The following is a 13,093-nucleotide window of genomic DNA, read 5'->3' as shown; positions in this document are numbered from 1 at the left end:
AACAGTCTAACCATGAAAAGATCAATTCTATTTTTAATTTTTACCTCATTAATTCTTGTAAATGCTTGTGGGCCAAGTACTCCAAGTGGTAATGAAAAGCTTAGAGCTGATGTGATTGCGGTGCATGATGAGGTGATGCCAAAAATGGGGCAGCTGAAATCATTAGAGCGAAAAGCACTAGATAAGGTAGAAGAATTAGAAAATGAAGAGTCGGTTGATTCTTTGAAAGTGGAGCAATACAAAGCCTTAGCCTATGACCTCAACCAGGCCCACATGTCTATGTTTGCCTGGATGCGTCAATACGAGCAAAAGGACGGTGAAATGACTAAGGAGGAAGTCAAAGCTTATCTAGACGATCAAATGGTACTGGTCACTGAGGTCAACGTGGAGATGAAAGAAGCCTTAGCTAAGGCTGATGAACTTCTGAAATAATCAAAACTCAGGTTTTTCCAGCAAAAATTTTTCCACCTGTTTTGAAGTGATTTTCCCCTCATTCATTCCCCAGATATTGTATAAATAGGTGCTGATTTGGGAGATTTCCAAAGGAGTCAGTTGTGGGCTAGGAGGCATAGGCTGATTATATATCTGTCCGTTTACCATGACTTCCCCTTCCTGTCCGTGCCTCATAATCCACACAGTACGATGAATGCTTTCTTTGAAATAATCTGCGTCTCTCAGCGGTGGGATTAAGTTACCCAGTCCCAAACCATCATTCTGATGGCAATTCCCACAGTGATTTTCGTAGATAGTTTTGCCATCTACGGCATATTTCATCACCTCAGGGTCTTCTATTTGAGATAGCGTATTTTCTTCGCTAGAGTTTTTTGGACTGCAAGCTACCGCAAGTAGTATGAGGATTAGGTATCTTCTCATTTGCCCAAAATCTTAGGAATATCCTTCATCAATTGATCTACCTGGTCACTTTTGGTACCGTCATAAACTCCACGGATATGACCATTTTGATCTATTAATACAAAAGCGCCACTATGTAGAAATCCTCCAGCTGAAGCCTGATCTTCTTGTGCCGTAGTCATATAGCTGGTTTGCCCTATTTCATAAATCTTCTCAGCATCGCCAGTAAGGAAATCCCAAGTCTTGGCATCTTCAATACCCAGTTTTTGAGAGTAATCCTTCAATTCTTCCTGTGTATCATGTGTAGGGTCAATGGTGTGGCTCAGGATTTTGAAGTTGGGGTTGTCTCCAAATTTGTCATAGACACGAAGCATTTCCTTTTTCATTATTGGGCAAATCGTAGGGCAAGTCGTGAAAAAGAAATCCGCTACATAAACCTTCCCTTTCACAGATTCATTTGTGATAGTTTCTCCATCCTGATTGGTGAAGGAAAAGGCTGCGATTTTATGATAAACTGTGTCCTGAACGACTTTTCCATCTACAGTTTTTTCATCCACATGCCAATTTCCAAGTTTTGGAAGTGCTGTGCTTTTTTCTGCCGCAGGATTGCATTGAGAAAATAAAAGTAAAATCAGAAGAAGAGAAAGGGTTGAAATCCTCGTATGCATGGTAATTAATCTTTATTTCTAAATTTTTTGTAAAGTCTGATAGCAAGCATCAGCGTCACTCCAAGTGTAATCAGTCCTGCCAAACCCCAAACCATACTCAAAGTGCTTTTCAATACAATTAGAAAAACAATGGCAAAGAGTAAAAGAGTGGAGGCTTCATTCCATATTCTCAACTGTGTCGAAGTCCATCGAGTTCGCCCAGCCTGAAGTTCTTTGAAAAGCTTGTGACACCATAGATGATAGCAGTATAGTAGGACAACAAAGCCGAGTTTGGCATGCATAAACGGCAAGTCTAAATAACCCATACGTTGACTTAGAACTAACGTTCCAAATATCAAGGTGAGGACTGCCGATGGCCAGGTGATGATATACCAAAGACGTGAGGCCATCATGTCTAATTGTGGCTTGAGGATTTTTCGCTCCGCCTCAGGACGTTCCATTGCTTCAGTCTGATAGATGAATAATCGAACGATATAAAATAGTCCTGCAAACCAGGTGACTACAAAAATGATGTGAAGTGCTTTGAGGTACTCGAAAGTCATTCTCGGAATTTTCGGCTAAATTAAGGCCTTATCTTTATAACCCCCACTAGTTTTTGAAAAGCTCTAAAATCATTTTCTGGATTATCGCCATTATTGTGGCTGGACTTGTAGTTTATATTTCAATGGATTCGCTTTCACAGCCTGGGATTGAGCGGTTTGAAGGTAAATACAAGGAGTTGTCAAGTTTTAGGAATGAAAATAATACTGGGCCAGTCGTGCGAATTTATGCGATAAAGGCCTTGGATAGTTCTAAGGATTGGATGCGTGAATATGGAGAAGCCATGCCCCATACCAAATACGGAAGAACCGTGGTTTTCTTTTTCAAAAATGAGATCGATCAGGAAATCAAACTTTCACCGACTGATCCCTACTTCACACAAGGTCTGCAACCTTATGTGATCGCTACTTATCAAAAGAGCCCCATGGGTGAAGTAAGTTTTACAGATGACTATCCAAAATGAGAAAAAGATTCACCTTAAAAGAATACAGAGAAGGAGTTCTTTCTGGAGATAGGACGAAGCTCAGTCAGGCGATTACATTGGCAGAAAGTGCTCTAGAAAGTGACTTTGCCTTGGCTTCAGATTTGGTGCAGGAGGTTTTGCCTTTTACGGGGAAGTCCATTAGAATTGGAATCACTGGAGTTCCTGGAGTTGGGAAAAGCACTTTCATTGAAGCTTTTGGGCAAATGCTTGTGGAGCAAGGCAAATCAGTGGCTGTCTTGGCGGTGGACCCGTCCAGTCAGAAAAGCAAAGGAAGCATACTCGGGGACAAAACCCGGATGGAGAAGTTGGCTGGTAACCCACGGGCATTTATCCGCCCTAGCCCAACTGGCACTACCTTAGGAGGCGTGACTTCTAAGACAAGAGAGGCCATGCTACTTTGCGAAGCGGCTGGTTTTGATGTGATTTTGATCGAGACGGTAGGAGTAGGGCAATCTGAAACTGCAGTGAAAAGTATGGTAGATTTCTTTCTTTTGCTGATGCTGGCAGGTGCAGGAGACGAACTGCAGGGGATCAAAAAAGGAATTATGGAAATGGCTGATGGTCTGGTAATTCATAAGGCTGAGGGTGAAAACATAGCAAGTGCCAAGAAGGCAAAGACAGCCTATAAAAATGCATTACATCTTTTTCCGTTAGGTGAAAATAACTGGTCTTCACCCGTCATGACTGCTTCTTCCTTGACTAAGGAAGGCTTGACTGAAATCTGGGAAATGATTCTGAAATACAGTGGGCAGATGCATGAATCAGGATTTTGGTCTTCCAATCGTGCTTCACAGCGTTTGGCTTGGCTGGAGGAAAATTTACAGTTTTTGCTGGGAAAATTATTTTTGGAGCATAAACAGGTACAGGAAATGCTCAGTCAAAATCGTACGAAAGTTGAAACTGGTGAACTTAGTCCTTTGTCTTTGGCGAGGGATTTGATTAATACCTTTTTTAATCCAAAGAAAATCTAACATGAAATACCTCTTTTTCATCGTAACCTTGCTTCTCTTTTCCTGTGGCCAACAAATTGCCGAAACTGAAGCAAAGTTGAGCTTTAGTACAAAGACCTTTTCTTCCAAAAGATGTATAGATGATAATTGTGCGAAAGTAGAGGTGAGTTACCCCGTGGCAGAAAACTCTCCGGCCGCTGACCCAATCAATGAGGACCTCATGGAGCAAATGTTACTCTATTTTAATAATGAGAAGGGTCTGGATAATTTGGATTCAGCTGCCAGCAACTTTCTGGACTCTTACGAAGAATTTAAAAATGACTTCCCGGAAGCTCCAGGGGAATGGTCAATAGAACTCGAAGTTGAGCTGAGCTATGAGTCTGATAGTACGCTGAGCTTTAAGTTCTCTGAGTTCAATTACTCAGGCGGGGCACATCCCAATTCAAGTGTTTATTACATGAACTTTGATAAGCAATCTGGCGAGTATCTGAGTGTTGATCGACTACTGTTGGATGAGAAAAAGCTGTTGGGTATAGCTGAAAAAGCATTCCGAAAACATCATGAAGTCGAAGAAGGAAAGTCTTTGGGAGATGCTGGATTCTTTTTGCCAGAAACTGGCTTTTTCCTCCCAAATGCCATGGGCTATGAGGGGGATAAGTTTGTGATGATTTACATTCCCTATGAAATTGGACCTTATGTAATGGGATATACAGAACTGGAGTTCGAGCTTAAGGATTTGGAGGGGGTAGTTAGGCAAAGGTGATTCAGATTATAAGATAAATTCTCTGAAATTATCTCTGTGGACTAATTTGTAATCAGCAGTGTACGTTTCTTTGAATGAGGAAGGAATTGAAAACTTCGAATCTGGATTCCATTTGAATTCATAAGCATTCAATTTCCCGTCTTTTTCTTCTAGGTAATCCAGTTCCTGCTGATTTTTTGTTCTCCAAAAATAGCTGTTGACTCTTGTGCCTGAATATTCTAGAAATTTCAGTCTTTCGGCCATCAGGAAGTTTTCCCAAAGCGCTCCAATATCGTTTCTTAAGGCAAGAGGCTGTAAGTTTTTGATCAGTGCATTGCGCACACCATTGTCGTAGAAATAGATCTTTTTATTCATCTTTATTTCCTTCCTTAGATTCCTGCTGAACGTTCCTAGTCGATAGATTACATAGGCTTGTTCGAGCAAATCAATATAACTAATGACAGTTTTGACATCAACTTGAAGAGATCTGGAAATTTCATTGTAAGAAACTTCATTTCCCATCTGAAAGGCCAAAAGCTGCAAGAGGCGAAAGATTACATCTTGCTTTTTGATGACACCCAATGCAAGCACATCTTTATATAGATAGCTTTCGGTGAGTTCGTATAAAAGTGTTTCTTGCTCACTTACGTTCGTGATGATCTCTGGATAAAACCCATATACAAGCCGATTAGGTAAATCCTGTTCTGCAGCAACATATCCTATGGTTTGTTCGAATTCCTTCCAGCTGATGGGGTAGAGGTGAAATGTTATTTTTCTACCGGTAAGTGGTTCTTGGGTTAAGCCTGAGAGCTCGAATGAGGATGAACCGCTCAGTATTAGTCGCACATCTGGAATTTGATCGTGAATTATTTTTGCTGTGATGCCGATATTCTGGATACGTTGAGCTTCGTCGATGAATACATATTTATAGTCGCCGAGGATTGATTTGAGCTGCATAGTATTTGGTGTGTCTAGCAGCCGTCTGGTCGTTGGGTCGTCTCCATCTAGAAATAGATATTCTTTTCCTGTTAGCAAATCATTGATAAGCGTAGTTTTCCCGACTTGGCGTGGGCCAATAAGCAATATTACTTTCCTGTTTTCTAACTGTTCAGAAAGGTTATGAAAATGAATTCTATTAAATTTCATATCCAAATATAGACTTTTATGGAATGTAATCCTTAAAAAGCCGTCTTTTTATGGATCGTATTCCACAAAAAGACGATGTTGAGGGAGTTTGATCGTTGATCACAAAAATGATGAAGCAACAAAGCTGCTGAGAAATCAATCCCAACGGCTTTGATAAAGACAGAAAATTGTCCCCTCGACCTTGATCGTGGACCGGCTATATTTTAAAGTGAGGGAGGGATGAAAGGAAATGCCAAATAAGCGCATTCCCCTTCATCCCTCCCAATCCTAAATGAGTTAAGCCGAGGCCAAACTGATCTTAATTCCTCAATGGCTAATCTTCCAATTTTTCAATTTTAAAATTTTCCAATCTTCTTAGTAAACCAAAAATCCAGAAGGGCCTCTGCCTACTTCAAAGCTTCTGATTACTGAACCAGTTTCAGTGAGTACAGATACCGTTCCGTTACCTTGGAAACCATTAGAATTGGCAACATATATTTGGTCTAAATCATCGTCAAAACCAATGCCGTAGAAGCCTGAACCAGTCATCAACTCAGTAGCTGTAGCAGTGGTTCCTTCTATGTCAATACTGACTACCGCATCATTGTAATCTGGCCATCCTGAGCTAGTCAAAATGTACATGTCGTCGTCTCCGTCGAAGGCTATTCTACTTGTAGCATTTGCAACTGGAACTGAATAAGTAGTACCCAGGGTAAGGCTGCTCAAATTCACAGTATAGAATAGAACCTCGTCTGCTGTCACAGCATATACCCATAGGATTCCGTCTTCCGCATAGAATTGCTTAGGGGATGCTTCCAAATCAAGGGTAGTGATCACAGCTTCCTGAGTTGCGTCGATGATTTCGATTTTGTTTTCTTCAGAGCCAGCGACAATGATGTAATTTCCATAAGAGAAAAGATCTTCGGGTTTGTTTGAAACCTCGATTTTCTTTGAAACGGTACCTCCATCAAGGCCATTTACCACGGCTACATAAGAATCTGGGGTAGCATAGCTTGCGTCATAAGGACCATAGTCACTGATGAAAAGCTTGCTTCCGTTCACTGCTAGAGATCTTGGTTGATCCAATTCCCCTGATACAGCACCAGAACTTTTGAAATCAGCAGGGTTTACGATTTCTACTTTTCCAGTGTTGGCAACTAGATACAATCTGTCTGCCTCAAGCACCATATCTTCCAATAAACCCGCGAAAGGTCTAAGGTTTTCTGCTTCAAAAATATTTGGAAGAAGCTCCTCCGTGTTTGGGTTTAGATGATAGACTTCTCCATCATTTGTTCCAAAATTCCCTTCATTCATGATCAGAATGCCATTATTGTATTTGCCTAATGGTTTTTCGTCATTGCTGTCAGAACATGCAAATGAGACTGATAATAGGGCTGATGCCCAGAGTAGTTGTTTTAGCTTCATAATAGTATGGATAAGTTTAATTGATAAGATCTTCCAGGCATTGCTCTCAGGTAGAGCACTTGATAGTCTGTGTTGAGAATATTGTTGATTTGAAAACTAAGAGGGAACTGATGTTTTCCAAGGCTGAGTTTGTCGTAGCCCAATCCGAAATTGAATAGCTGAAATGAGGGCATCATTCGTGGATTGTCAGCCGTGACGGATCTTTCTCCTACGAAGAATGTCCCGATCGAGCTGCTGAATCCTGATTTTCTAAGCTGCACTGTTGCGTTGGCTTGATGCTTTGGAGTGTAGGGAAGTTGCTTGCCCACGGATTGGTCATTCTCGTCCGTGCCCACGGTTGTTATGGCTTTGGAGAAAGTGTATGATGTTGTCAATTCCCATTTCCAAGTTGCTATAGTTCCATCCAAACTTCCTTGATATTCTATGCCTTGATTACTGACTTCTTTGATGTTTTCAGGAGTCCAGAAGCTCCCTTTTGGCAGCCAGATAATCCAATTGTCCACGGACATTTTGTAATAAGTCAAGCCTTGTGTCCAATTGACTTTTCCTTCTTTATTCCATGTCAAGCCAAGTTCTCCGCTAAGACTTTCCTCTGGAAGTAAATCTGGATTTCCTCCTGGATTCCAAAAACGATCATTCAGCGTTGGAACTTTGAATCCTTTACCGAGAGAAGTTTTGAGTTGTAAGGACTGAGAGTTTGTATTCCAAAAACTCCAGTCCATCCCCAGACTAGGAGTGAATGGGGCGAAAGTGCCTGAGTAAACCAACTGACGTAGGTTTAGCGTAAATGAAAGTTTCTCTGTTACTGAAAATCTAGTGCTTTGATACAATTCAATTCGTTCATCATCGGCTTGATAAGTACTTAAGTCTCCTTTCGTCAGCGTGTATCTAGCCCCTAGTTTTGAAGTCCATTTGTCAGAAATCTCCTGATCCCAATCTCCAGCTAGGAAATATTGTGTGCTGTTGTTTTGGCTAGCATTGAAAAGTTGCTCGTTTCTTACAAAGCCTGTTCTTAGGTTCCAGACTGACTTTTTCTCAAAATGGAAGATGTCAATCACAGCTCTAAAAGCCTGGTCTTCCTGCTCATCATTTGTATTAGAACCCATCACGGGTTGAACTTCCCGATTGGTTTTATTCCACCAAAAAGCGGTTTTCAACTGATTGTTGGAGTTCAGGTTCCAGGCCAAATCCTGAACAATTCCAATCTGTTCAAACTGCGCATGGTCTTCTCGTACTTCCGGCGTGCCGATTTGCCCAAGGTCTTTGTAGGGGAAATTATTCTTGGAGAATTCTCTGTAGACTTTGGTTTTGGTACTGAAATTTTTCGAAGAGAGACCTGCGAATAAGTTGGTGTTGAATAAGCCAAAGCTTCCGATCTGCTGAGAAAGGCCAGCTTGAAACCCTTTGCCAAACTCAGAATTGGTGCCCAAATGGATAGATCCGCCAATGGCCTCATTTCCGAAAAGTGCGCCAGCATTCCCAAATTGTAAACTCACCTGATCGATGGCTGAAATAGGCAAAATGGATAAATCACTTTGTCCAAGCGATGGGCTATTGATCGGGAGACCATTCCAAAAAACTGCTGTATGTCCAGCGGAAGTACCTCGGAAAGATGGGGAAGCAATCATTCCAGCTCCGTATTGTCTGACGAAAACGGGCGATTGTTCCTGAAGAATGTCTCCTAGCGAACGGCCTTGGTAAGCTTCCAATTCTGCTTTTTTCCAGCTGATTACCTTTTGTCCTTGTGCAAATCGGTCCAAAGCTGGTGCGTAAACTTCCACCTCGGCCAATTTGACCGTGTCTTGGATAAGGCTGCTAGCCCCAAAAGAAAATGCCCACAAAAGCAAAAACATCCCTGATCGAATTATTATATATTCGATTCGGGCTTGAAGAGAAATGAGAAGAAGGGATCGAAACCGTGTTGCTACTGGTTCAGGTACATTCTTCGTAGCCTTTCCTCCGAAAGCACAGAATCACTGAAATAGGTAGGTCTCCTGGCTCACCTGAATTTGTCGCCTTCTCAACCCAAATTCGTTTTGGGGCAATGGCATTTTTGACAAATCGTTTGCGGAATAATCCGCTCGGCTTACAGTTGCGGGGACAGCTTTGGTTTTACACCAAATTCCCTTTTAATCCCAAGAGCTCAGATGTGAGATCGGGAACCTATTTCGGCTGCAAAAGTAGATCGGGAAAGCTTAGAAAAAAAATCTGTTTAGCGAGAAATTTTGGAAGTGGCGAAATCCCGAGCTTATTTTGGCTTTCAATATCTCCAAGAAATCTCGTGAAAAACCTTCGATTCAGTCTTATTATTTCTTCAGTCTTTTTGATTGTAAGCTTTTCTTTTTCAGGCTGTAAAGGAAAGAAAAAAGAGGACTCAAAAGATCTTGATAAAATAGCTTTGAGCTATGCTTCTGGATTTACGATATCTCGGGGAAATGATTATTGGCAGCTGGAAGTTATCCAGGCTTGGACAGGAGCGGATAGAATTTTTACCTACTTGGTGTTGGAAGAAAATGCTAAAAAACCAGCAGGAGACTTCGACGCAATTATTCAGCTGCCTGTAGATAAAATCATCCTCACTTCGACCACGCATATTCCGCATTTGGACATGCTAAATGCCAACGAAAAATTGATAGGTTTTCCCAATCTAAATCTGATTTCTTCTGACAAAACCTGGAAGCAAATTGATGCTGGAAAGGTGGAGGATTTGGGAGCTGGGCCTTCGGCAAATACAGAAATGGTGATTGATTTGGCGCCTGATTGGATCATGATTTCTACCCTAGGAGATGATTTGAAATACTTGGATTTGCTGGCACAAGCTGAAATTCCTGCAGTTATCAATGGGGAGTATGTGGAGCAGCATCCGCTCGGAAGAGCTGAATGGATCAAGTTTACAGGGGTCCTTTTAGGAAAATATGAGGAAGCCAAGCTTGCTTTTGAGCAGGTAGAAAATGATTATTTGGAAGCGGAGAAATTGAGTAATTCAATCGTTGATTCCCTTCGCCCAACGGTGCTAAGTGGCGTGCTCTATCAGGATATTTGGTATGCGCCCGGCAGCGAAAGCTGGGGTGCGAAAATTCTTCAAAATGCTGGAGGGAATTATATTTTCTCAGATCAGAAAGGAACAGGAAGTGCCCAGTTGAATTATGAATTTGTACTTGAAAATGCATTGGAAGCAGATTTTTGGATTGGTTCTGCAGATTTTCCTGACTTGCAAACTATGGGGAATGCAGAGCCTAGATACAAGGCTTTCAAAGCTTTCAAGGCTGGAAATGTATTCTCATATACACAAAGGCGTGGAAGAGCAGGAGGATTGGAGTACTTTGAGTTAGGCTATATGCGTCCGGATTTGATTTTAAAAGATTTGATCAAAATCATTCATCCTGACTTACTTCCAGCATATGAGTTGTATTTTTATCAACAACTCCATGAAAAAAAGTAGTCCAATACTTCTTCTTTCAGCCGCGCTGATTCTTCTGCTATTTAGTTTTCTGCTGAATGTCAGTTTGGGATCTGTGACTATTTCTCCAGGTGATATTCTGTCTGGGATATTTACTGGAGATTGGACAAAAGCGTCTAGGGAGCAGATTATTTTGAACTATAGATTTCCAAAAGCACTTGTTGCGATATTAGCAGGGATAGGACTAAGCATCAGTGGGCTTCAGATGCAAACTTTTTTCAGAAATCCACTCGCAGGACCCTTTGTGCTAGGAATTAGTTCGGGTGCAGGATTGGGTGTGGCGATTTTGATGTTGGCTGGTTCAGCCTTTGGCTTGGCCACTTTTGGTGGAGCTATCAACCCTTGGGCAATTGCCATAGCCGGAACTTTAGGTGCAAGTTTGGTTCTGCTTACGGTGAGCTTGGCAGCTTGGAAAGTCAAGGATAGCATGACGCTTTTGATCGTAGGCTTGATGTTTGGCTCGGCGGTGTCTGCTATTATTTCTGTTCTTTCCTATTTCTCTGGTGCTGAAGCTTTGAAGCTTTTCACCATTTGGTCCATGGGGAGTTTGGGTGGCTTGGTTTGGGATCAAGTTTGGGTGCTGGGACTCGTGATCACTATTGGGATAATTCCTGTAATTGCTTCCGTCAAATCTTATAATGGAATGCTTCTGGGTGAAAGTTATGCGAAAAGTATGGGGATCAATCCTGATCGTTTGCGTTGGCTGATGATTCTAAGTACTGGTTTGTTGGCTGGAAGTATTACTGCTTTTTGTGGGCCAATTGCCTTTATCGGGATAGCGGTCCCGCATCTTGCTCGGATGGTTTGGAAGACTTCAGATCATCGTATTCTCTTTCCAGCAACAGCTCTGATTGGAGCTAGTTTGCTGCTCTTGTGTGATGCCGTTGGGCAGTTGCCAGGTTCAGCTCAAACCTTACCGATTAATGCGGTGACTTCGCTTGTAGGCGCTCCGATAGTGATCAGTTTGGTGCTGCGCAAAAACTTCAGCAAAGAATTCTAGGCCATGGGAAAAGCATCAATAATCGGCACGAACCTGACCATAGGTTACACTAAAGGCAAAGTTCAGAAGGAGATTCTGACTGGATTGGATTTCGAGCTTTTAGAGGGAGAAATGTGTTGTTTACTTGGGCCGAATGGCGTTGGTAAATCAACCTTGGTAAAGGCTATTTTGGGACAATTGAAACCCTTCAAAGGAGAAGTTTTGCTTAGAGGGAAAAGCATTAATACTTACTCAAATGAAATGCTGGCCAAAGAACTTTCGGTTGTGTTGACCGAGCCATTTTTACCAGGAAATATGACTGTGGGTCAGTTGGTCGCGATGGGTAGAATTCCTCATACAAGTTGGACTGGGAAGTTAGAGGATACTGATCGCGAAGTAATTCAAAATGCGCTCTCTGCTACGAAAATAGAATACTTGCGTGATGAGCGACTCTCTGAAATAAGCGATGGACAGCGGCAAAAAGCATTAATCGCGAGAGCACTGGCTCAGGATGGAAAGGTGATGGTTCTGGATGAGCCTACAGCACATTTGGATCTCGTGAACCGTTATGAAATCATGCATTTGCTTCGGGAAATCTCCAAAAGTCAAGGAAAGTCAATCCTTGTGGTAACTCATGATTTGGAGATTGCCTTGGAAACAGCAGATCGATTCTGGTTGCTGAATTGTGGAATGCCATTGATATCAGGTTTGCCAGAGGATCTGGTAATTACTGGTCAAATCAATCAATTATTGCCGGGAGAGAATTTTAGATTTAGTGTGGAGAAGGGAAGGATAGAATCTAAGATTGGAAGTTTGAAATTTGATGTTTCAGGGCCAGGTGAATATACTGCATGGGTCTCAAAAGCTCTTGAAAAAGCTGGGATTAAAGAATTGCCAGAACCGATTGAAGTTAGCAAAGATCCATTTTTGGTTAATTACGCAGGAAAGGAATTCTTGAGTTTGGAGGAGTTTATCTTGGCTTTGTGACCTTTGAGGTTTAGAAAACCTCGAAGGTCTTAGTTTATTAAACTTTTAATAAAACCTTCGAGGTCAATCCAGAAAGCTTTCGGGAGACCTCAAAGGTTAGCGCAGAAATTCCTTTCCATTTTAAAATTACAGATCCAAAATCGCCTTCACTTTACTTCTAAGCTCAACAATTTCCTTCTGACCTAAATCGCCTAGCTTTTCCAAAAACCTTCTATTGTCCAAAGATCTTATTTGATCGATAAGAATTTCAGAGTCTTTTTCTAAACCAAAATTCCCTTCAGATATACGGACTCGAAGTATATTTTTCTTAGCGGTAACCTGTGTAGTGAGTGGACAAACAAGCGTAGAAGGGTGATCAACTTGATTGAGGAGATTTGTTTGAATGACTACGACTGGGCGAATCTTGCCAGGCTCAGTTCCTTTAGAAGGATTTAGATTTGCTAGCCAGAGTTCAAATTGCTTCATCATCTTCGATTAAAGCATCAAATTCCGCCATAATTACAGACGAACTTTCCTTGCTTAAGTCAGAAGCTTCGCCAAATTCAGCACTCAATTTTTTTCGCATTTGATATCTGTTGTAGAATTCAAGTGCCTGATTGATATACCTATTTCTTGCAACCTTTTTATCCTTAATAATTGCCTCTGTTTCTTCGAAGATTTCTTTGTCTAGTTTTAAAGAGAGCGTTTTCATATTCTAGAGTATATACTATAAATATATACTTTTTTCAGAAAGTTCATTTATAATCAGTCAATTTTCAAAATTGCCTTTTCTTTAAAAACCTCATTAAAGTGCCCTTTTTACCCATTAATCACACAATTGGGTATGATTGAAGTATCTTTTCCCTATATTTTGAGCTGAAATCAGAACCCACTTACTTTTG

Annotated in this window: 15 protein-coding genes and 1 riboswitch; of the genes, 7 read left to right on the top strand and 8 right to left on the bottom strand. The window is 41.4% G+C overall.

Annotation, left to right across the window (positions count from 1 at the left end):
- The first annotated feature begins 12 nt into the window (after positions 1 to 12).
- Positions 13 to 432, top strand: a complete 420-nt coding sequence (locus LV85_RS15805) for a hypothetical protein (RefSeq protein ID WP_111321176.1) — start codon at positions 13 to 15, stop codon at positions 430 to 432.
- On the opposite strand, the gene LV85_RS15800 is transcribed toward LV85_RS15805, so the two are convergent.
- The 3 genes from LV85_RS15800 to LV85_RS15790 are packed head-to-tail and all read right to left on the bottom strand — an operon-like array spanning position 433 to position 2,062.
- The gene (locus tag LV85_RS15800) at positions 433 to 873 is read right to left on the bottom strand and encodes a c-type cytochrome (RefSeq protein WP_111321174.1); all 441 of its coding nucleotides are present in this window, start codon (positions 871 to 873) and stop codon (positions 433 to 435) included. It lies immediately after the preceding gene.
- Positions 870 to 1,520, bottom strand: a complete 651-nt coding sequence (locus tag LV85_RS15795) for an SCO family protein (RefSeq protein ID WP_111321172.1) — start codon at positions 1,518 to 1,520, stop codon at positions 870 to 872. The genes LV85_RS15800 and LV85_RS15795 overlap by 4 nt, the downstream gene beginning before the upstream one ends.
- A gap of 5 nt (positions 1,521 to 1,525) precedes the next feature.
- The gene (locus tag LV85_RS15790; protein ID WP_111321170.1) at positions 1,526 to 2,062 is read right to left on the bottom strand and encodes a CopD family protein; all 537 of its coding nucleotides are present in this window, start codon (positions 2,060 to 2,062) and stop codon (positions 1,526 to 1,528) included.
- A gap of 53 nt (positions 2,063 to 2,115) precedes the next feature.
- Here LV85_RS15790 and LV85_RS15785 point away from each other — a divergent pair, with 53 nt between their 5' ends.
- From LV85_RS15785 to LV85_RS15775, 3 genes are read left to right on the top strand one after another with little or no spacing between them, the layout of a single operon-like run.
- Positions 2,116 to 2,523, top strand: a complete 408-nt coding sequence (locus LV85_RS15785) for a hypothetical protein (protein WP_111321168.1) — start codon at positions 2,116 to 2,118, stop codon at positions 2,521 to 2,523.
- The gene (meaB, locus tag LV85_RS15780; protein ID WP_111321166.1) at positions 2,520 to 3,515 is read left to right on the top strand and encodes a methylmalonyl Co-A mutase-associated GTPase MeaB; all 996 of its coding nucleotides are present in this window, start codon (positions 2,520 to 2,522) and stop codon (positions 3,513 to 3,515) included. The genes LV85_RS15785 and meaB overlap by 4 nt, the downstream gene beginning before the upstream one ends.
- A 1-nt stretch (position 3,516) precedes the next feature.
- A complete protein-coding gene (locus LV85_RS15775; RefSeq protein ID WP_111321164.1) occupies positions 3,517 to 4,257 on the top strand; it encodes a DUF3298 and DUF4163 domain-containing protein in 741 nt (246 codons plus the stop codon).
- A 6-nt stretch (positions 4,258 to 4,263) separates the two neighbouring features.
- On the opposite strand, the gene LV85_RS15770 is transcribed toward LV85_RS15775, so the two are convergent.
- The 3 genes from LV85_RS15770 to LV85_RS15760 all read right to left on the bottom strand — a co-directional run bounded on the left by LV85_RS15770 (position 4,264) and on the right by LV85_RS15760 (position 8,639).
- A complete protein-coding gene (locus LV85_RS15770) occupies positions 4,264 to 5,382 on the bottom strand; it encodes an ATP-binding protein (RefSeq protein WP_111321162.1) in 1,119 nt (372 codons plus the stop codon).
- A gap of 354 nt (positions 5,383 to 5,736) precedes the next feature.
- Positions 5,737 to 6,786 carry a YncE family protein gene (locus tag LV85_RS15765; RefSeq protein ID WP_111321159.1) on the bottom strand — a complete coding sequence of 350 codons (1,050 nt, stop codon included), beginning with the start codon at positions 6,784 to 6,786 and terminating at the stop codon, positions 5,737 to 5,739.
- Complete coding sequence (locus LV85_RS15760; RefSeq protein WP_111321157.1) at positions 6,783 to 8,639, bottom strand: TonB-dependent receptor; 1,857 nt, start codon at positions 8,637 to 8,639, stop codon at positions 6,783 to 6,785. Before LV85_RS15760 ends, LV85_RS15765 begins: the two co-directional genes overlap by 4 nt.
- 114 nt (positions 8,640 to 8,753) lie before the next feature.
- A riboswitch (cobalamin riboswitch) is annotated at positions 8,754 to 8,968 on the bottom strand.
- 99 nt (positions 8,969 to 9,067) lie between these two features.
- Between LV85_RS15760 and LV85_RS15755 the strand changes: the two genes are divergently transcribed.
- Genes LV85_RS15755 through LV85_RS15745 form a run of 3 tightly spaced genes read left to right on the top strand, consistent with a single transcriptional unit; the run spans position 9,068 to position 12,212 of the window.
- Positions 9,068 to 10,228, top strand: coding sequence for an ABC transporter substrate-binding protein (locus LV85_RS15755; RefSeq protein ID WP_245942338.1), 1,161 nt, complete (start codon positions 9,068 to 9,070; stop codon positions 10,226 to 10,228).
- A complete protein-coding gene (locus tag LV85_RS15750; protein WP_111321155.1) occupies positions 10,215 to 11,246 on the top strand; it encodes an iron ABC transporter permease in 1,032 nt (343 codons plus the stop codon). The genes LV85_RS15755 and LV85_RS15750 overlap by 14 nt, the downstream gene beginning before the upstream one ends.
- Positions 11,247 to 11,249: 3 nt before the next feature.
- Positions 11,250 to 12,212 carry an ABC transporter ATP-binding protein gene (locus LV85_RS15745; RefSeq protein ID WP_111321153.1) on the top strand — a complete coding sequence of 321 codons (963 nt, stop codon included), beginning with the start codon at positions 11,250 to 11,252 and terminating at the stop codon, positions 12,210 to 12,212.
- 126 nt (positions 12,213 to 12,338) lie between these two features.
- Here LV85_RS15745 and LV85_RS15740 read toward each other — a convergent pair whose 3' ends face one another.
- Complete coding sequence (locus LV85_RS15740) at positions 12,339 to 12,680, bottom strand: type II toxin-antitoxin system PemK/MazF family toxin (RefSeq protein ID WP_111321151.1); 342 nt, start codon at positions 12,678 to 12,680, stop codon at positions 12,339 to 12,341.
- Positions 12,664 to 12,903 carry a hypothetical protein gene (locus tag LV85_RS15735; protein WP_111321149.1) on the bottom strand — a complete coding sequence of 80 codons (240 nt, stop codon included), beginning with the start codon at positions 12,901 to 12,903 and terminating at the stop codon, positions 12,664 to 12,666. Before LV85_RS15735 ends, LV85_RS15740 begins: the two co-directional genes overlap by 17 nt.
- Between the last annotated feature and the right edge of the window lie 190 nt (positions 12,904 to 13,093).

Source organism: Algoriphagus chordae (assembly GCF_003254055.1).
Taxonomy (GTDB): Bacteria; Bacteroidota; Bacteroidia; order Cytophagales; family Cyclobacteriaceae; genus Algoriphagus; species Algoriphagus chordae.
This window is presented reverse-complemented; position numbering and strand designations above follow the sequence as displayed.